This is a genomic window from Methylocapsa sp. S129 (genome assembly GCF_009765995.1).
Taxonomy (GTDB): Bacteria; Pseudomonadota; Alphaproteobacteria; order Rhizobiales; family Beijerinckiaceae; genus Roseiarcus.
Genome location: NZ_LMUI01000011.1, coordinates 624,965 through 641,658 on the forward strand (window position 1 = coordinate 624,965; position 16,694 = coordinate 641,658).

Below are 16,694 nucleotides of genomic sequence, written 5' to 3' on the forward strand. Positions count from 1 at the left end.
ATGGAAGCATGCGTGATGAACCCAATCTCGCCGCCGCGGCGGCGCTTATCGGCGATCCCTCGCGCGCCACCATGCTCGCAGCGCTCGTGGACGGACGCGCACTGCCGGCGGGCGAACTGGCGGCGATCGCCGGCCTGTCGCTTTCGGGCGCGAGCGCTCATCTCGCGCGCCTGCTGCAAGGCGGCCTGATCGCGCTGGAGCGCGAGGGGCGGCATCGTTATTATCGATTGGCCGGGCCGCAGGTCGCCGCCGCGCTCGAAACATTGGCCGCGCTCGCCGTCGCGCCCCTGCGGCCCCGGTCGCTATCGCCTGCCGCGGCGGCGTTGCGGCGCGGGCGAACCTGCTACGATCATCTGGCCGGCGAATTGGGCGTGACGCTCGCCGAGCGTTTGGAAGAGAGGGGCTTCCTGGCGCCAGGCGAGGGCAAAAGGCTGCGCGTGACGGCGGCGGGCGAGCCATGGTTCGCGGAAGCCTTTGGAATCGAAACCTCAAGCTTGCGCGCCGGCCGCCATGGCGTTGCGTGCCGTTGCCTCGACTGGACCGAGCGACGCCATCATGTCGCCGGCCCGCTCGGCGCCGCGATGCTCCACCGCTGCCGTGAGCTGAAATGGGTCGCGAAGGCCGGCCATGGCGCGCGCGCGATCAAGCTGACGTCTGCGGGCGCGGAATGGATGCGCCAGGTGTTGAATGTGACGCTTGCGGCATAGCGCCAGGCGCGCTTCGGGTGGCGGCCTCTTGTAGACGCGATCGCTGATCGCGTTCAGCGCGCAAGCGCTTTGTTTTCGGTCGCCTGCGGCCGCGAAACTACGGTGTCACGCAACTAGCGCATCTCACTTTTGGGGTGCACTCCACTCCACCACCACACCATCACCGTGATCCTATGATTGATGCACGATCGACCTGATCGCCCACGAAACCGAAGCCTGTTCGATCACGTCATGCACCGGCGAATCCGCGAGTTCGCTCATCAGTCGGCGGGCCGAATCTTCGGCCTCAGTTCTACTTTCCCAGATCACCATATCGATCATCCGCCCATTGCGCTCTTCGACCATGATCCGCTCGACAAAGCCGGGCTGCCGCCTGAGCCACGGATCAACATCGGCATTGGCCGCCACAAAATCCGCGGCGCCAAGCCCGTCCCTAGGCATGAAGGATGTGATTTCGATGGCTCTTGTCATAGGCGCTCCTTTTCCTCATAGCGCAACCCTCAGATCATGTAGCCGCCGGCGACTTCGATCGTCTGGGCGTTGATCCATCCGCTTTCCTCGGAAAGCAGCGATGCGATCACGCGGCCAACATCCTCAGGTTCGCCCACCCGGCCGAGCGCCGTCTGCGAGGCGAGGAGCGCGGCGAATTCGGGATTCTTGTCGAGGGCGCCGTCGGCAAGATCGGTCCGGATGGCGCCGGGCGCGACCGCGTTGACGCGAATGCGCCGTTCGCCGAATTCTTTGGCCATATAGCGCGTCAGCGCCTCTATGCCGCCCTTGAACGCCGCATAGGGGGCGACGCCCGCCGTCGCGACGCGCACGGTGGCGCTCGACAGATTGACGATGGCGCCGCCGTCCTTCATCCGCGGCAGCAGCGCCTGGGTCAGGAAGAAGGGACCCTTCAGATGGACGGCCATGAGGCGATCGAACGCGTCGCTCGTCACGTCTTCGATCCTGTTGAAGGCGCCGAAGCCGGCATTGTTGACGAGAAAGTCGAAATTGGTGCGGCCCCAATAGCTCGCGAGCGTCTCTCCCACCCGCTCTGCGAAAGCGGCAAACGTCTCCGCCTTGCCGACATCGAGCGACAGCGCGACAGCCTTGCCTCCCTGGCTTTCGATAGCGTGGACGAGCTCATCGGCGCCGGGCTTGTGGCTGTTGTAGGTCGCGATGATTCCGATGCCGCGCTTGGCGCATTCCAGCGCCGCCGCCTTGCCGATCCCGCGGCTGCTCCCGGTGATGATGGCGATGGTCATGTCTTCTCCTCAGCGTTTTCGATGAGAGGAAACTGCCAGGCGCGCGCATGCGGCGATCCGTCGAAAGCTACTCGCTTCTTGCCTAATTCTGCTTTCGCGCTTGCGCTTGGGCTGGCGGATGTTCAGGATATCGCCATGGAAACAAGGCTGGAAGAAATGCGCCGCTTGACGGCGCGCGCGGAAAACCGCCGGACTGAAACTGGCATTCCGGGCGTCGCCATGGTGCGCGGCGCAATACCGGAGCATCAGCTCGCCGGCGTTTACGAGCCGATGATCAATGTGATCCTGCAAGGCGGGAAGACGCTGACGATCGGCGACCAGGCGTACCGCTTCGATCCGGCGAGCTATTTCGTGATGTCGATCGACATGCCCGCCACCGGCGCCGTCCATCAGGCGGGTCCCGATAAACCCTATATCGGCGTGAGCCTGACGCTCGACCCCGCCCGGATCGCCGCGCTGCTGATGGATATTCCCACGCAAAGCTATGTCGAGGGCGAGCGCGGCGGATATTCGGTTTGCGCCGTCACGCCAGAATTGCTCGACGCCTGGTTGCGGTTGCTGCGCCTGATGGAGCGACCGGCGGATATCGCGGCGCTCGCGCCCGCCTATGAGCGCGAAATCCTCTATCGCGTGCTACAGGGGCCGCAGGGCTGGATGCTGCGCGACATTGCTGCGCCCGACAGCGCTTTGTCCCGCGTGCGATCGGCGATCGGCTGGATCAGGAAACATTATGCGGAAGACGTCGAAGTCGAAAAGCTTGCGCGCCTTGTGTCGATGAGCATCTCGGCCTTCCATCGGCATTTCAAGGCTGTGACGGCGATGAGCCCGATTCAGTTTCAAAAGCGCATCCGCTTGCTGCAGGCGCGCCAGTTGCTCATTGCGCAATCCGTGAACGCCTCCGCCGTCGCTTATGAGGTCGGCTACGAAAGCGCGTCCCAGTTCACGCGAGAATACGCCCGCTTCTTCGGGCGCCCGCCGGCGAGAGACGCCGCGCAGATTCGGGAGAACATGAGGGCGGCGGCCTGAGCTGCGAGTAGTCGGCGTCAGCGAAATTGAAGGGGCGCCAATATTCCCTCCCCCCTTGTGGGGGAGGGTTAGGGAGGGGGGTCGCGCCGTCCTAACCAGTGAAGGCGCAATTCCCTTATTCGCTAGGTCTGTGCGACCCCCCATCCCGACCTTCCCCCACAAGGGGGGAAGGGGAAAGCAGGCGCTCTTCGTTTCGATGACGCAGAGGCGACCGGCGGCCCCAATATTCACCGCCGCAACCAGCGCGACAGACCGTAATCTCAGGCCGATCCGCGCCGACGTCCAGCGGGGGTTGGTTCTGTGATAAGTCGTACGCTCAAGCCGTGGAGAATCCTGATGCGTCGACTGTCGCCTTTGCTCGCCTTGTTGTTTGTCACTTCCGCGCATGCGGAGACGCTCGACTGCGCCTTGATCAAATCGACTGCGCATCCGCTCGAACTCACGTTCGATTGGACCCATACAGCGGCTGGCAAGGACCCTCTCGCCGTACCCATGCGCCGACAGATCGACCGCAAGGCCGACGAGACGATCGAATATGAATTTTTTTCGCCCGACAAATTTGTGCGCCGAACGCTCAATGGCGCCGGCTTCCGGCTGCAAGTCCGCACCGCTGGAGAACCCGAGTCGCAGTCGCGCGTCAGCACCTATTCCATCGACGTGACCAAGGACTATTTTGCGCTCGGCAAGCCCTTCGATTTCAACGAGATCGTGAAAGGCCCCGACGGCGCAATTATCGCCGACATGAACACGTCGGTTTCGTTCGATGGCGCGGTCGATGTCGAAGTCGGCGGATGCACTTATCCCCTGACGAAAATCATCGAGTCGAGCCATGGCGTCGTCCGCGGCAAAGCCGGGAGCAATCGCGCCGAAATATGGTATTCGCGCGATCTGAAGACCTCTCTTTACACCCGCAACGAAGACGGCGACGGATCCGTCATAGAATTTCGCGCGCGCGACATTTCGACATCGTTCAAACCGGTCGAATAGCAGGAAGGCGCCGGGCTTCGTCCGATCGCAGCCCCGAACTCCGGGCAAGAACTTCGTATGGGAATGCCATTCAGGCCAAGGCTTGTGCCGCTCGGTCCAAGACGGGCGCGTGAGAGTTGATACTTTCGAAAGGCATGAACGCCGCCGAGAACGGCCGCCCCGCCAATTCCTTGCGCCGGCGGCGCTCGTCATCCCGATCTTCGTTTCCCACCCCCAGGAGCCTCCCCCATGATGGTATTGACGCGCAGGGCCGCATTGGCCGCGATCGCCCTTGCTGCGACTTCGCTGTTGGCGACGGCCGCTTGCGCCGACTCGGCCGCCGCACTCGCGGACGGCAAAGCCGACGGCGCGCTGACGGTCAACGGCAAGACCACCAAGGTCGCCTTCGCCTATGCGCGGTCCGTGCCGGGCTTCTTCGACAAAAAGGTCAATGACACCGAGGTGATCGTCAGTGACGTCGCCTTGGACGCCAAGGCTCTGGCGGACGAATCCGCGCGCATCAAAATGGCTGCTGCGGGCAAGCTCCATGCGTTCGAGATCACCATCAACGCGGCGGGCGCGCCGATCTCGACCATCTGGCGCCACAATGGCTTCAAAGGCCCGACGCCCAGCGGCCTCTCCACCGCCGACGTGTTCACCAAGAATGTCCTCGACGGCAAAGTCGTCGACGGCGGCTACAAGAGCGCGGCGCCCGCGGAATTCTTCGGCAACACCTACGCCTTCGACGTCACGTTCCGGGCGGCCATCGGACATTGAAGCGCAGGGGGGCGGCGGCGCTGGCGCTGTTTCTCCCTCCCCCTTGTGGGGGAGGGCCGGGGGTGGGGGGTCGCACCGGACTATCCGAGATGATAATTGCGCCTCCACTTTGATAGGCCTGCGCGACCCCGGGCATCTTCCCCCGCAAGGGGGGAGGGAATATTGGCGTCCTTCAATCTGGCTGACGCTGCCCGCTCGCAACGCTCAACAATCAGGAGGAAGCTATGATCGCTCGAACATGGTGTGGAACGGCAAGCGCCGAAAAGGCCGATGACTATCAGCGTCACTTCACATCGCGCGTCGCGCCGCATCTTAAAGAGCTGGCCGGGCACAAAGGCGCTTACCTCTTGCGCCGGCAAGACAAGGGCGAGGTCGAATTTCTCGCCGTGACGCTCTGGGACTCCATCGAAAGCATCCGGGCGTTCGCCGGGCCAAATCTCGATGTCGCGAATGTCGAGCCGGAGGGCCGCGCCGCCTTGTCGCGCTTCGACGACTTTGCCCGGCATTATGATGTCGCCTACAACGGCGTTTGAAGTTCGCTATGGCGCCGGCGCGCCCTGGCTTTTCGAACGAAGGGAAGAGTTCATGTCCGAAGCGGTCATCGCCCGCCTGCAAGACGATCGGGACGCGATCCTGGAGCGGCTGAAAGCGCTGCTGCGTCTGCCGAGCGTCTCGACCGATCCGCAATTTGCCGGGAGCATGAAGGCGGCGCGGGAATTTCTGCTGGCGCGTCTCAGCGTCCTCGGCCTTCAGAACGTCCAATTGCTCGAAGGCGACACGCCGGGCGAAGGGCAGCCAGCGGTCTATGGCGAGTGGAGCGGCGCGCCGGGGCGCCCGACCCTCGTCGTCTATGGCCATTACGACGTGCAGCCGGCCGATCCGCTCGAACTCTGGCGCTCGCCGCCGTTCGAGCCGACCGAGCGGGACGGCCGCCTCTATGCGCGCGGCGCGTCCGACGTGAAGGGCTCGACCACAATCGCGATCGAGACGATCGGCGCCTTCCTCGCCGTCTCTGGCGCATGCCCCGTCAACGTCAAGCTGTTCCTCGAAGGCGAGGAGGAATGCGGCAGTCCGAGCCTGCGCGGCATCGTGCGCCGCCATCGCGACAAGCTCACGGCGGACGCTCTGCTCTCGGCGGACGGCGGGCGCGCCAGCACGACGATCCCGACGGTTGGCGTCGGCGGGCGCGGCATGGCGGCGCTCGAATTCACATTGCGCACCGCCGCCAAGGACGGCCATTCCGGCAGCTTCGGCGGCGCGGCGCGCAACGCTTTGCATGAGATGGCGGCCCTCATCGCGAGCCTGCACGATCGGGACGGGCGCATCGCGGTGGCCGACTTCGGCGACGACGCGACGCCGATCAGCGCGGCGATGCGCGCGGCGGCGGCGGCGCTGCCGCTCGGTGAAGCCGATTTCTACGGCCGCATCGGCGGAACGGCCTGGGGCGACCCCGCCTATACCGCGCGCGAGCGCGTCACCTTGCGCCCGACGATCGAAGTCAACGGTCTATGGGGCGGCTATACCGGCGCCGGAACCAAGACGGTTCTTCCGTCCGAGGCGCATGCGAAAATCACGATGCGCCTTGCGCCCGGCATGGACCCAGCGCGCGCGCGCCAGCGCCTCGTCGACCACCTCGAGCGGCATACGCCTCCAGGGGTCGCGCTCTCGATCGCGCCCGACCAAGGGGGCGTCCCGGCCCCGACCTTGCCCGACGATCATCCGCTGCTCGCCGCCGCCTTGCGCGTGCAGCAGCGCTTGCATGGGCGGCCCGCCGTGCCGGCGCGCATGGGCGGAACGGTGCCGATCACGGCCATTTTTCGCGACATGCTCGGCATGGATTCGCTCACCTATGGATTGGCGATGCCCGACGAAGACGTCCATGCGCCCAATGAATTCTTCCGTCTGTCGTCGCTCGACGAGGGATTGCGAAGCTGGCCGATGCTGCTGAGCGAACTCGGCGCCCTGAGCGCCTCTGACTTCGCCCCGTTCCGCCATCCCGCCGCGCCCGTCAATTTATGACACGGTAAGACTAGGTCGAATACTTCTGGGAGTCGGCCGGCGCGTCGGGTCCGGTCCCCATAAGGGCCTCTTGCGCCGCGGCGCCGAAATTGCGACGGCGGCGTAAGGCGATCGAGGTGAACATGAAGGTTCTGATTCTGGGCAGCGGCGTGATCGGCGTCACGACCGCTTATTATCTCGCCAAGGCGGGGCATGAGGTGACGGTTCTCGACCGTCAGCCGGGCCCCGGCCTGGAGACGAGTTTCGCCAACGCCGGCGAGATTTCGCCTGGCTACGCCTCGCCCTGGGCCGGGCCGGGCATTCCGCAGAAGGCGCTGCGCTGGCTGATGATGAAGCACGCGCCGCTCGTCCTGCGCCCGCGCCCCGATCCGGCGATGGCGGCCTGGCTTTTGAGCACGCTGCGCAATTGCACCGCCGCGCGCTACAAGGTCAACAAAGGCCGCATGGTGCGTCTGGCCGAATACAGCCGCGAGAAACTGATCGAACTGCGCGCCGCGACGGGCATTCGATATGACGAACGCATGCAGGGCACGCTGCAATTGTTCCGCTACCAGAAGCAGCTCGACGGCATTGGCAAGGACGTTGCGGTGCTGCGCGAAGACGGCGTGCCGTTCGAAGTGCTCGACGCGGACGGCTGCATTGGCGCCGAGCCGGCGCTGGCGCGCGTGCGTGGCCTGATCGCCGGCGGGTTGCGGCTGCCCAATGACGAGACCGGCGATTGCTTCAAATTCACCAACGCGCTCGCCGCGCTCGCCGAAGGCCTCGGCGTCCGCTTCCGCTATGGCGTCGCGATCAAGGGATTCAAGGCAAGCGGCGCGCGGATCGAGGGCGTCGAGACCTCAGCCGAAACCTTCGCGGCCGACGCCTATGTCGCCGCGCTCGGCAGCTATACGCCCGGCCTCGTCAGGCCGCTCGGCCTGCGCGTGCCGGTCTATCCGATCAAGGGCTATTCGATCACCGTGCCGATCGTCGCCGCCGAGCGCGCGCCGGTCTCCACCATCATGGACGAAACCTACAAGATCGCGATCACGCGGCTCGGCGACCGCATCCGCGTCGGCGGCATGGCCGAAGTCTCAGGCTTCAGCGCCGACCTGCCGGCGGCGCGGCGCGCGACGCTTGAGACCTCGGTGAGCGACCTCTTTCCCGAAAGCGGCGATCTCAAAGCCGCGACCTACTGGACGGGCTTGCGGCCGATGACGCCCGACGGCACGCCGGTGATCGGCCGCACGCCTTATCCCAATCTCTTCCTCAATACCGGCCACGGCACGCTCGGCTGGACGATGGCCTGCGGCTCCGGCCGCATTCTCGCCGACATGATCGGCGGCGCGCTGCCGGAGATCGCGACGGACGATCTCGGGCTCGGGCGCTACGCGGGATAATGGCGAAAGAGAATTGTGGTCCGGCACTGTCGCCGTAGCCTCTTGATCGCCTGAACGGGCGACGGCGCACCGGCTAATGGGTGTCCTGTAATAGCCTGATCCCAAAGCGCCGTCAGAAGCGCCATTCAAGAGATCGCGAACCTCAACACGGCGCGCCTTGTTCCACCGTCATGCGGCTGGCATAAGCGGGCGGCGCGCTTAATCGGAGATAATCGGAGAGGTCCATGAAGCTTCGTCTCGCATCCGTCCTCGTCGCCGCCTTGGTCGCGCCGCCCGCCATGGCGCAGGATCTCGATTTCTCCAAGATCACATGCGGGCAATTCCTTTCGTCCCCCAAGGATCAGGTCGGCACCATCCTGGTGTGGCTGGAAGGCTTCTACACCGCGAAAAACGCGCCGCCGATCATGTATCAGGACAAGACGGTGAAGGACGCCAAGGCCCTCGACGATTATTGCAACGCGCATCAGGAGGACGGCATCATTAAGGCCGCCGATACCGTCATGCCGGTCAAATAGGGCGACCCGCCGCGCACAATTCTCATGTCTTGGGCGCGGCTTGCAAGATGTCCGACAATGCCGAAAGCAACCGGCCGAGCTGCGTGTCGTCGCCAACCGTGATGCGCAGGAAGGGCGAGATGCGCGGCCCGGCGAAATGGCGCACCAGCACCGCGCGTTGGCGCAAGGCGGCCGCGAGTTCCGCGCCGTCGCGATCGGGATGGCTCGCGAACACAAAATTGGCCGAGGACGGCAGCACGGCGAATCCGAGGCGGGCGAGCCCCGCGCTCAGCCGCGCGCGGCTTTCGATCACCGCCGCCCGGCTCTGCTGAAAGAAGGCCTCGTCCTTGATGGATGCGATGGCGCCGGCCTGGGCGGGACGCCCGAGCGGATAGGAGTTGAAACTGTCCTTGACCCGATTCAACGCCTCGATCAGGCCGGAATCGCCGATCGCATAGCCGACGCGCAGGCCCGCCAGCGCGCGCGATTTGGACATGGTTTGCACGACCAGCAGATTCGGATGCGAAGCGACCAGCGGAATCGCGGTCTCGGCGCCGAAATCCACATAGGCTTCGTCGATCACGACCGGCTGGTCGGGATGTTCGTCGAGCAGAGCCTTGATGTCCGCGCGCGTCAGCGCCATGCCGGTCGGCGCATTCGGATTGGCCAGGATGATCGCGCCGGCCGGACGGCGATAATCGGCAATGCGCACGCGCATCGATTCGTCGAGCGGCGCGGTCTGATGCGCGATGCCGAACAGGCGGCAATAGACGGGGTAGAAGCTGTAGGTAATGTCGGGGAACAGCAGCGGCGCCTCGTGCTTGAGCAGAGCCGCGAAGGCATGCGCCAGAACCTCGTCCGAGCCATTGCCGACAAAGACCTGCTCGGGCCCGACCTTATGGTAAGCGGCGAGAGTCTCGCGCAAGGCGGTCGCGCGCGGGTCGGGATAGAGGCGCAATGTGCCAGCCGCCTCGGCGCGAATGGCCTCCAACGCCTGAGGCGAGGGGCCGATCGGGCTCTCGTTGGTGTTGAGCTTGGTCAAATCCGCCATGCGCGGTTGCTCGCCCGGCGTATAGGGCTCGAGATCGTGCGCCAGGTTGCTCCAGAAACGGTTCATCGGTGCTGTCCAGGGTTAAAGTGCGGCAATGCGCTAGCGGTCTGCGTTGTTCCTGCCTCTCCCTTATGGGGGAGGGTTGGGGTGGGGGCGCACCGGACTATCCAAAAAATAGTGGCGCTTCAATCTGATAGGTCCGCCAACCGTTCCCCCACCCCTGGCCCCTCCCCGCAAACGCGGAGAGGGGACGCGCCAAGATTTCCCCTCCCCGCGTTTGCGGGGAGGGGCCAGGGGTGGGGCCGCGCGTGCTCAGAGACCGGAATCATGCTACCTTGGCGCGGCGCCGCACGGCCCGATGGCGCGCAATGACGAGGTCGATTGATGAATATGGAATTGTTCACCGCCTTTCTCCTGATCACGCTCGTGCTGGTTTTGACGCCGGGCCCGATTGTCACCCTGGTGATCTCGACCGGCGCCACGCAAGGCGTCCGCGCGGCGCTGACGACGGTGGCCGGCACGACGCTGGGCAATGTGCTGCTTCTGACCGCGATTGCCTTCGGCTTGAGCTGGGTGCTCGTCCATGCGCTCGTGCTGTTTGAAGTCTTGCGCTGGGGCGGCGCCGCTTATCTCGTCTGGCTCGGCGTTCAGGCGTGGCGGCATGCCGGAAAGAGCGGCCCGGGCCTCGCCCCGAGCGGGCGTGTGCATTTTACGCGCGGCGTGCTCGTGGCTCTGTCGAATCCGAAGACGATCGTCTTCTTCACCGCGTTCCTACCGCAATTCATCGATCCCAATCTGCCGGCGGGGCCGCAGCTCGCGGCGATGTGCATCGCCTCGGCGCTGCTCGCCATGGTGACGGATTCCTCCTGGGCGATCGCCTCGGGCCTTGGCCGCGCCTGGTTCATGAAGCCCGCGCGCGCCAAGCTGCTCGGGCGGCTCTCGGGAACCGCGCTGATCGGCGGCGGCATCTGGCTCTCCCTGGCGCGGCGGCCGAGCTGAGGATTTTGTCGGGGGGCGGCGGGCAGCGGCGAGATTATGCACGCAAGCGCATGGCTGTCCGAGGAAACTCAAGCCTGGACGAGGAGCGCCAGGATTTCATGATGGCACAATCTGTGGTCGTCATGGCCGGGCTTGTCCCGGCCATCCACGCGGCGCCGTTGCAAGGAGCTCTGAAGGTTGGCGCCCTCGGCGCGGCGTGGATGCCCGGCACAAGGCCGGGCATGACGGTTGAGGTTGCAGCGTCGCCCAGCGCCACAACCGATTTTGTTTCCCCGGACGGCCCTGCGGGCAAGCGCGTTAAGGAAACCAAGATTTTTGAGACGGCTATTTAACGCATAAGCGCGTAGAGTGCTGACGGGCGGCAAGTTTTAAGCCGCCCGTAAATAGCGATGACCAGAAAATCCACGCCGATTTCACTGCGCGATAAGGTGGCGATTTTTGCTATCCTGTCGATCATTCTCGCTGCAATAGCTTACGCGGCCTATCGGCCGGTCGGACAACCGAGCGCATTAGAGGGCACTGCCGGCGCGTCGATGATCTATGCTGGACTCCCGGCCGACGCGGGCGAGGCGAACGCGACATTCCGCGCGCGGGTGTCCTCCGCCTTCCCGCTCCTCACGCCGGAAGACAGCCTGATCCAGACCCTTTCGCGACAAGGGTTCAAATCGGACGGATGGTTCGCCAAGCGAATGACCTTTCGTCGGCAGCACGGCAGTCTGCGCGGCTGCGACTTCACGGCCAGCGTCACCTGGGAATCGGACGATCATGCGCGTGTAAAAACGTTAGAGACTCGATTTATGCGCTCGCCTGGCTGTGTCGATAGTGTGGGATGATTGAGGCTTCGGGCTCTGGATGCGCGGGGAGCGAAACAATGGAAGACGAGGCGCTTGAGGAAACCCTTGCGATCCTCAAGGAAATTCCTGGCGGTCCCGAAGTGATCGCGTGGTTCGGCGGATCGCTAGAATTCGGCGATGCCGAAGTGCTTGAACTTCGTCTTGTTCGAAAAGGTTTGAGCACCTTGCGATTGGCTGCGATGACCAGTGAGAGCGGAAAATATAAGGGACCGTCCTTCAAGCATGCTGTATTGGATTTTACGCTGCGGGACATGATCGACGTTCATCTCGACGGGTTCGGCCGTCAGAATGTCATCGGTGGATTGACGTTGCGCCGTGCGAAGGACGAAGCGCTGCATCCCAGCCTAATCGGGATCGGCCTTGTTCGCGGCGACGTTGAAATCGAACTCCAACCCTGCGCTGGCGCGTTTGGGATGATCAGATGCAGCATCGAGAAAATCGCGATCACGCCTGTCGAGAACTATCAGGAAGCCGATAAGGCCGGCGCGACCCGCCGGGCATAGAGGCCGTCAACGTCCTTGCTTCGCGGCTAGAGCATAATGATTTATAGTCGAAACGGTCGAGTGTGATCCATCGTTTCGCATGGCGGAGCGTGTTTCACCGTCGAGACCTTGTCAATGACGGCCCTTCGGGCCACCGCCGAAGGCGGCGCGCCATAGGGCGTCGAAAGACCCCCGTCGTAAACAACGGGCTTTGACGCGTCATTGACAAGGTCTCGACGGTGAAAAAAGATGACATCCATGCGAACAATGGCTCAATAGCGAAGCCAACGTGGCGTGTGGTGCGGTTCAATCAATTCGCATCGGGCTCTAGACCTTAAGATACTCTCGGATCAATCCGCGCGCACGGTGCAGCCGGCCTTTGACGGCTTCGCGGCTGAGCGATAGCGCCTGCCCGATTTCGTCGATCGTCCGTTCGTCGACGTCGCGCATCAAGACAATCCGGCGATAATGTTCGGGCAGCGACTGGATCGCGTTGATCAGATCGAGGCGCAAGTCTTCATCATTGCGTGTTGCGAGCAGACTGGAATCGGAAAGAAAATCCAGCGGCAGCGCGCGTCCGAGCACGGCGCGGGCGAGCCGCCAGCACGTGCGCCGCACCATCGACGCCAACCAGGCGGAGAAGGCGCCGACGGCGCGCAACGATGCGATCTTGCGGTAGGTCAGTATCAAGACCTCTTGAACGGCTTCATCGATGTCGCTCGCCGTCCGGCAGCTATATTGCGCATAGCGTCGAATGTCCGGTTGGGCGCGCGCGAGGAGGCGCGCAATCGCCTCGCCATCGCCTGTCTGCGCCGCCGCGATCAGCTCGGGCTCCACCACGGTCCTGCGGCCTCCCATGAGATCACGTTTTGATTTGCGGTTTGCGGCCGACCATCGCGCACATCGGACAGAACCCGACGAACCCGGTCAACAGCGCGACCGCGCCGATTCCAACCAAAATCCACCCGGCCAGACTATTCCATTGCGCCGTCAAGCCAAACGCCGCGAGGCCTAAGCCTGAGAGGCTTCGACCCCAGCGCTCCCAGACTGGCAGGTTTTTGATGTAAATCATGTGTCCCTCGCTTTTGTGCTTGCTGCAACCCATAGAGGCGCGCTCGCGCAAAAACGGTTTGCGGGACCCGACATTTTTTTTTGCCCCGCCGAAGGGCGACCTTGCGACAAGCCGTCCGTCCAGGCGCCGCATTCTCAAAAAGATCGGGAATTCGTCCGCAAAAAGAAAACGTGATCATTCGCGAACCGTTTCCCCCCTCGCGGCCCTCTCATAGCCGGAGACAACACGCGGAGAAGCGATCATGACGGACTATCAAAGGCGTAGCGACATCACGGCCGTGCCGACCCTGCTCGCCCTGGCGGCGCGGGAGGGCGAGACGTTCCTGGCTTTCAATCACGCCGTAGAGCGGGAGGACGGCGCGATCCCGCGCAAATATCGTGAGTTGATCGCGCTCGGCGTCGCGCTCACCACGCAGTGCTCCTATTGCATCGACGTCCATACGCGGCAGGCGCACGCCCAGGGGGTCACGAAAGAAGAACTGGCGGAGGTCGCGTTCATAGCGGCCGCCGTGCGCGCCGGCGGCGCCCTAGCCCATTCGCTGATGGCTCTTCGTCTGTTCGATGCGGAATCGAAATCAGGCTGACGCGAACATATTCAGAGCGGCGCCGCGGTATGGACGGGCACAGGTGATTCCATCATGCCCGAATGAAACCGCTTCGCGCGCACGCGCTTCGAATGGGACGCTTCCTGGTCGAGGGGGTTAACCGTCATTGCAATGACGACCCGCGGATTCCTTTGAACGTCATCCCGCTCTGGCGTGAGAAATCATCGCGTCGCCGTCAGAAATTCCGCAATGATCCGCGCCGTCTCGTCGGGATATTGATCGACGAAGAAATGGCCGCCGGGCAAGGACGCCGCCTCGATCGATGCGCAGCGCTTGCGCCATTCGCCGGGGATGTCGAACAGCTTGGCCATTTGGCTCGCCGAGCCGTAAAAGACCAGTGTGGGGCAGGCGACCTTCCGTTCGATATCGACGCCGTCGTGCTCAAGGTCGACGCTCGCGGCGGCGCGGTAGTCGGAGCAGGAGCCATGGATCATCGCGGGATCGCGCCATGAGCGGCGGTAGTCGGCGAGCATCTCCTGATCGAAATCGGCGAGCCGCGTCGCCCCCCAACCGACGAGACAGGTCTCATAAAAGAAATCGGGATCGGGGCCGATCAGCCGTTCGGGAAAGGGCTCGGGCTGCGACAGGAAATACCAATGCCAGTAGGAGCCGGCGACCTTTCTGTTCGTGTCCATGAACATGGCGTAGGTCGGGACGATATCCATGACGGTCAGCGTCCGCACGATGTCGGGATAATCAAGCGCCATGCGATGGCCGGTGCGCCCGCCCCGATCGTGGCCGACCAGATGAAAGCACTCGAAGCCGAGCTGCCGCATCAACCCGACCTGATCGGCCGCCATCGCACGGAAAGAATAATTCGAGCGATCGGCCGCGCATGGCGGTTTGGCCGAATCGCCATAGCCGCGCAGGTCGGCGCAAACGACGGTGAAATCCTTCGCGAGCCGGGCGGCGACATGATTCCACATCGCCTTGTTCTGCGGGAATCCATGTAGGAGCAGGACCGGTGGGCCTGAACCGCCCAGGACGTAGGAGATTTCGACGCCGGCGATCGAGACAACGCCCTGTTGGAAGTTCTCGAACACGATCGCCTCCCTTCGCCGACGCGTGCGCCCTATTCTCGCGGATTCGAATAGTCCTGCCAAAGCACTGCAGGCGGCGGCGTGGCTCGCTTCACTTCAATCACGGCGTTGAGCGCTGTTCCAGCCTTCTGCGCGCATAGCTGCTCGGACATTACGCGATGATGATGCGCCGCTTTATCGTCATCCATCACGGGCGATATCCCCCGATCGGGGGACGCGGCGCGGCCGGCCGGCGGCTAGAATCGCGACCCACAGGCCTGACGCTCCCTTCGCCGCCCTCGACAGGCATCCCCATGCGCCGGCGAACCGGCAAAAAGAGAGGTCTGTTTCGCGATGGAAGGCTCATGTCCCGTTTCCGCCTGACCGCCGGATTGCTGATCCTGGCGGCGTCGGCCGCGCAGGCCGCCGACCTTCCGGCGGCCGAACCGGCGCAGCCGGCGGCGGCGACGCCAACCTGGGTCGCGATCTTCTCGAACGAGGCCCGCTATTATTCCTGGCAGGGCTCGCGGGGCTATCCGACGGACGCCGCGTCTGCGCGCGGCGGCGGATCCGAGTTCTACGATCCTTTCGCGCTCCAGCTCGTGGGCCGTCCGTCGAACGATTTCAAGATCGAATTGATCGGCCGCGGCGGCTGGGTGCAGGCGCGGCAATCGACCGCCGGCCTGTCGGGCTCGGTTTCGACGATGACCGACACCACCCTGTCCGGCACGGTCACTTATCTCGGAATGAATGGAATCCAGCCCTTCGTCTCGCTCAGCGGCAATCTTCCGACCGGTCGTTCCTCGCTGCCAGGATCGGCCGCCAACGCCCGCATGGATCCCGATCTTGTCGAGGTTTCGAGCTTTGGCGAAGGCTTCAACATCGGCCCGACCGTCGGATTCAACTTGCCGCTGACGGCGGCGCTGATTGCGACCTTCAGCACGGGCTACACCTGGCGCGGCCAATTTGAGCAGGAGGGCGGGCTGGCGGAGGATGGACTCCCCGTCGTTCAGTCCCCGACCGCGATCAAGCCCGGCGACGATCTGAGCTGGACGGCCTCGCTCGCTTACGCCTCCGGACCGCTCTCAACCAGCCTGACCGGGTCGATCACCAGAGAGACGACGACTTTTCAGGACGGCGCCCCCATCTACCAGGCCGGCTTGCGCTACCTTCTCGCCGGCTCGGCTTCCTATGTCTGGCCTGGGAGCTGGGGCGCGACGACGCTGACGGCGTCGGGCGCGCATGCCGACAATGATAAGGTGAAGTTTCTGCAATTTGCGCCGCTGCTTCTCGAGCCGGCCGACACCAATTCGAATGTCTACCGGACCGGAATCCAGCATCTGTTTCCCGTCGGCAAACTCTCGATCGGGCCGGCGGCGAGCTATCTGTTCCGGGACCACAACGGCTATGACGCGGCGACGCTGCAATTCGTGCCGGCGAAGCAACGCTATTCCGCAGGCCTTGTGGCGCAGTTTTCGGCGAACGATCGGGTGACGTTCAACGCGCATGTCGACTGCGTCTGGACGCATGAAGACGACAATCCGGCGCCGGGCGGCGTCAAATACAGCACGCTCGCCGACGCCTATTTTGCGACCTCGTCCGTCCCCGTGGTTTCGAGCGTCGGATGGCAAACCTCGATCGGGATGAACGTCAGCTTCTAAGAGGAGCGAAAGATGCGCATGTCATGGGCCGGACTTCTGTTGGCCATCTCGGCGATTTCACCGGCCGGCGTCGTGAGCGCGCAAGTCATGTGTCCGGAGGGACGGACTGCGGCTGGCGACTGCGTCAATCCCGGCCTGGCGCAGTCGGCGCGCGCGACGGCGGTTATTTTCGCGCAACCCAAGCTTTCGGCGACCGCCTTTCCCGTGCTGCCGTCGGCCGATCGCTTCTATCGCTATCCCTATGAATTGGTTGACACGCCGCAGGGGCCAAGCACGTTCGGGCCGTTCGCGATCGGCAAGGGGGGGAAAGTCATCTTCGTCCCCTGACGCC

General features: G+C 64.0%; 22 protein-coding genes. 15 read left to right on the forward strand and 7 right to left on the reverse strand.

The genetic code is table 11. The features are described 5' to 3' along the window. Nucleotides 1–8 precede the first annotated feature (8 nt). On the forward strand, nt 9–707 hold the full coding sequence (locus tag GSQ90_RS05375; RefSeq protein ID WP_158813748.1) for a helix-turn-helix transcriptional regulator: 699 nt from the start codon (nt 9–11) through the stop codon (nt 705–707). A 171-nt stretch (nt 708–878) separates the two neighbouring features. Here the strand turns inward: GSQ90_RS05375 and GSQ90_RS05380 are convergent, their stop codons facing one another. Both GSQ90_RS05380 and GSQ90_RS05385 read right to left on the reverse strand, forming a co-directional pair. Further along, the gene (locus tag GSQ90_RS05380) at nt 879–1,178 is read right to left on the reverse strand and encodes a hypothetical protein (protein ID WP_158813749.1); all 300 of its coding nucleotides are present in this window, start codon (nt 1,176–1,178) and stop codon (nt 879–881) included. Nucleotides 1,179–1,207: 29 nt separating this feature from the next. Continuing rightward, nucleotides 1,208–1,960 carry an SDR family NAD(P)-dependent oxidoreductase gene (locus tag GSQ90_RS05385; RefSeq protein WP_158813750.1) on the reverse strand — a complete coding sequence of 251 codons (753 nt, stop codon included), beginning with the start codon at nt 1,958–1,960 and terminating at the stop codon, nt 1,208–1,210. A gap of 135 nt (nt 1,961–2,095) precedes the next feature. Between GSQ90_RS05385 and GSQ90_RS05390 the strand changes: the two genes are divergently transcribed. The 7 genes from GSQ90_RS05390 (at nt 2,096) to GSQ90_RS05420 (ending at nt 8,642) form a co-directional block, all read left to right on the forward strand. After that, nucleotides 2,096–2,986 carry an AraC family transcriptional regulator gene (locus GSQ90_RS05390; protein ID WP_158813751.1) on the forward strand — a complete coding sequence of 297 codons (891 nt, stop codon included), beginning with the start codon at nt 2,096–2,098 and terminating at the stop codon, nt 2,984–2,986. Between the two features lie 336 nt (nt 2,987–3,322). Then, nucleotides 3,323–3,973, forward strand: a complete 651-nt coding sequence (locus GSQ90_RS05395; RefSeq protein ID WP_158813752.1) for a hypothetical protein — start codon at nt 3,323–3,325, stop codon at nt 3,971–3,973. A gap of 228 nt (nt 3,974–4,201) precedes the next feature. Then, nucleotides 4,202–4,729: a hypothetical protein gene (locus GSQ90_RS05400; protein WP_158813753.1), complete on the forward strand. Its 528-nt coding sequence runs from the start codon at nt 4,202–4,204 to the stop codon at nt 4,727–4,729. 224 nt (nt 4,730–4,953) lie between these two features. Further along, entirely contained in the window at nt 4,954–5,262 is a 309-nt protein-coding gene (locus GSQ90_RS05405; RefSeq protein WP_158813754.1) for an antibiotic biosynthesis monooxygenase, read from the forward strand. 52 nt (nt 5,263–5,314) lie between these two features. Further along, entirely contained in the window at nt 5,315–6,748 is a 1,434-nt protein-coding gene (locus GSQ90_RS05410; RefSeq protein ID WP_158813755.1) for a dipeptidase, read from the forward strand. Between the two features lie 110 nt (nt 6,749–6,858). Next, nucleotides 6,859–8,127, forward strand: coding sequence for a D-amino acid dehydrogenase (locus GSQ90_RS05415; RefSeq protein WP_371418338.1), 1,269 nt, complete (start codon nt 6,859–6,861; stop codon nt 8,125–8,127). Nucleotides 8,128–8,351: 224 nt separating this feature from the next. Beyond that, a complete protein-coding gene (locus GSQ90_RS05420; protein WP_158813757.1) occupies nt 8,352–8,642 on the forward strand; it encodes an HdeA/HdeB family chaperone in 291 nt (96 codons plus the stop codon). Nucleotides 8,643–8,664: 22 nt separating this feature from the next. On the opposite strand, the gene hisC is transcribed toward GSQ90_RS05420, so the two are convergent. Next, the gene (gene hisC, locus GSQ90_RS05425) at nt 8,665–9,738 is read right to left on the reverse strand and encodes a histidinol-phosphate transaminase (protein WP_158813758.1); all 1,074 of its coding nucleotides are present in this window, start codon (nt 9,736–9,738) and stop codon (nt 8,665–8,667) included. Between the two features lie 318 nt (nt 9,739–10,056). Between hisC and GSQ90_RS05430 the strand changes: the two genes are divergently transcribed. The 4 genes from GSQ90_RS05430 to GSQ90_RS05445 are packed head-to-tail and all read left to right on the forward strand — an operon-like array spanning nt 10,057 to nt 12,028. Continuing rightward, nucleotides 10,057–10,671, forward strand: a complete 615-nt coding sequence (locus tag GSQ90_RS05430) for a LysE family translocator (RefSeq protein ID WP_158813759.1) — start codon at nt 10,057–10,059, stop codon at nt 10,669–10,671. 50 nt (nt 10,672–10,721) lie between these two features. After that, nucleotides 10,722–11,003, forward strand: a complete 282-nt coding sequence (locus GSQ90_RS05435; RefSeq protein WP_158813760.1) for a hypothetical protein — start codon at nt 10,722–10,724, stop codon at nt 11,001–11,003. Nucleotides 11,004–11,060: 57 nt separating this feature from the next. After that, a complete protein-coding gene (locus GSQ90_RS05440) occupies nt 11,061–11,504 on the forward strand; it encodes a hypothetical protein (protein WP_158813761.1) in 444 nt (147 codons plus the stop codon). A 38-nt stretch (nt 11,505–11,542) separates the two neighbouring features. After that, nucleotides 11,543–12,028, forward strand: coding sequence for a hypothetical protein (locus tag GSQ90_RS05445; RefSeq protein ID WP_158813762.1), 486 nt, complete (start codon nt 11,543–11,545; stop codon nt 12,026–12,028). Nucleotides 12,029–12,334: 306 nt separating this feature from the next. On the opposite strand, the gene GSQ90_RS05450 is transcribed toward GSQ90_RS05445, so the two are convergent. Together GSQ90_RS05450 and GSQ90_RS05455 are read right to left on the reverse strand one after the other, a co-directional pair. Further along, nucleotides 12,335–12,847, reverse strand: coding sequence for an RNA polymerase sigma factor (locus GSQ90_RS05450; RefSeq protein WP_371418331.1), 513 nt, complete (start codon nt 12,845–12,847; stop codon nt 12,335–12,337). A 22-nt stretch (nt 12,848–12,869) separates the two neighbouring features. Beyond that, nucleotides 12,870–13,079 carry a DUF2892 domain-containing protein gene (locus GSQ90_RS05455; RefSeq protein WP_158813764.1) on the reverse strand — a complete coding sequence of 70 codons (210 nt, stop codon included), beginning with the start codon at nt 13,077–13,079 and terminating at the stop codon, nt 12,870–12,872. A 241-nt stretch (nt 13,080–13,320) separates the two neighbouring features. Here GSQ90_RS05455 and GSQ90_RS05460 point away from each other — a divergent pair, with 241 nt between their 5' ends. Continuing rightward, nucleotides 13,321–13,662 carry a carboxymuconolactone decarboxylase family protein gene (locus GSQ90_RS05460; protein ID WP_158813765.1) on the forward strand — a complete coding sequence of 114 codons (342 nt, stop codon included), beginning with the start codon at nt 13,321–13,323 and terminating at the stop codon, nt 13,660–13,662. A 182-nt stretch (nt 13,663–13,844) separates the two neighbouring features. Here GSQ90_RS05460 and GSQ90_RS05465 read toward each other — a convergent pair whose 3' ends face one another. Together GSQ90_RS05465 and GSQ90_RS05470 are read right to left on the reverse strand one after the other, a co-directional pair. Next, nucleotides 13,845–14,726: an alpha/beta fold hydrolase gene (locus GSQ90_RS05465; protein WP_158813766.1), complete on the reverse strand. Its 882-nt coding sequence runs from the start codon at nt 14,724–14,726 to the stop codon at nt 13,845–13,847. Nucleotides 14,727–14,755: 29 nt separating this feature from the next. Then, on the reverse strand, nt 14,756–14,914 hold the full coding sequence (locus GSQ90_RS05470) for a hypothetical protein (RefSeq protein ID WP_158813767.1): 159 nt from the start codon (nt 14,912–14,914) through the stop codon (nt 14,756–14,758). A 153-nt stretch (nt 14,915–15,067) separates the two neighbouring features. Here GSQ90_RS05470 and GSQ90_RS05475 point away from each other — a divergent pair, with 153 nt between their 5' ends. Further along, entirely contained in the window at nt 15,068–16,363 is a 1,296-nt protein-coding gene (locus tag GSQ90_RS05475) for a hypothetical protein (protein ID WP_158813768.1), read from the forward strand. 12 nt (nt 16,364–16,375) lie between these two features. Beyond that, nucleotides 16,376–16,690 carry a hypothetical protein gene (locus GSQ90_RS05480; protein ID WP_158813769.1) on the forward strand — a complete coding sequence of 105 codons (315 nt, stop codon included), beginning with the start codon at nt 16,376–16,378 and terminating at the stop codon, nt 16,688–16,690. Nucleotides 16,691–16,694: the final 4 nt, after the last annotated feature.

What these genes read in the sequence shown, in the direction of transcription:
- GSQ90_RS05375 (WP_158813748.1), top strand. Translation starts at nt 9, where the DNA reads ATGCGTGATGAACCCAATCTCGCCGCCGCGGCGGCGCTTATCGGCGAT.
- GSQ90_RS05380 (WP_158813749.1), bottom strand. Translation starts at nt 1,178, where the DNA reads ATGACAAGAGCCATCGAAATCACATCCTTCATGCCTAGGGACGGGCTT.
- GSQ90_RS05385 (WP_158813750.1), bottom strand. Translation starts at nt 1,960, where the DNA reads ATGACCATCGCCATCATCACCGGGAGCAGCCGCGGGATCGGCAAGGCG.
- GSQ90_RS05390 (WP_158813751.1), top strand. Translation starts at nt 2,096, where the DNA reads ATGGAAACAAGGCTGGAAGAAATGCGCCGCTTGACGGCGCGCGCGGAA.
- GSQ90_RS05395 (WP_158813752.1), top strand. Translation starts at nt 3,323, where the DNA reads ATGCGTCGACTGTCGCCTTTGCTCGCCTTGTTGTTTGTCACTTCCGCG.
- GSQ90_RS05400 (WP_158813753.1), top strand. Translation starts at nt 4,202, where the DNA reads ATGATGGTATTGACGCGCAGGGCCGCATTGGCCGCGATCGCCCTTGCT.
- GSQ90_RS05405 (WP_158813754.1), top strand. Translation starts at nt 4,954, where the DNA reads ATGATCGCTCGAACATGGTGTGGAACGGCAAGCGCCGAAAAGGCCGAT.
- GSQ90_RS05410 (WP_158813755.1), top strand. Translation starts at nt 5,315, where the DNA reads ATGTCCGAAGCGGTCATCGCCCGCCTGCAAGACGATCGGGACGCGATC.
- GSQ90_RS05420 (WP_158813757.1), top strand. Translation starts at nt 8,352, where the DNA reads ATGAAGCTTCGTCTCGCATCCGTCCTCGTCGCCGCCTTGGTCGCGCCG.
- hisC (WP_158813758.1), bottom strand. Translation starts at nt 9,738, where the DNA reads ATGAACCGTTTCTGGAGCAACCTGGCGCACGATCTCGAGCCCTATACG.
- GSQ90_RS05430 (WP_158813759.1), top strand. Translation starts at nt 10,057, where the DNA reads ATGAATATGGAATTGTTCACCGCCTTTCTCCTGATCACGCTCGTGCTG.
- GSQ90_RS05435 (WP_158813760.1), top strand. Translation starts at nt 10,722, where the DNA reads ATGGCTGTCCGAGGAAACTCAAGCCTGGACGAGGAGCGCCAGGATTTC.
- GSQ90_RS05440 (WP_158813761.1), top strand. Translation starts at nt 11,061, where the DNA reads ATGACCAGAAAATCCACGCCGATTTCACTGCGCGATAAGGTGGCGATT.
- GSQ90_RS05445 (WP_158813762.1), top strand. Translation starts at nt 11,543, where the DNA reads ATGGAAGACGAGGCGCTTGAGGAAACCCTTGCGATCCTCAAGGAAATT.
- GSQ90_RS05455 (WP_158813764.1), bottom strand. Translation starts at nt 13,079, where the DNA reads ATGATTTACATCAAAAACCTGCCAGTCTGGGAGCGCTGGGGTCGAAGC.
- GSQ90_RS05460 (WP_158813765.1), top strand. Translation starts at nt 13,321, where the DNA reads ATGACGGACTATCAAAGGCGTAGCGACATCACGGCCGTGCCGACCCTG.
- GSQ90_RS05475 (WP_158813768.1), top strand. Translation starts at nt 15,068, where the DNA reads ATGTCCCGTTTCCGCCTGACCGCCGGATTGCTGATCCTGGCGGCGTCG.
- GSQ90_RS05480 (WP_158813769.1), top strand. Translation starts at nt 16,376, where the DNA reads ATGCGCATGTCATGGGCCGGACTTCTGTTGGCCATCTCGGCGATTTCA.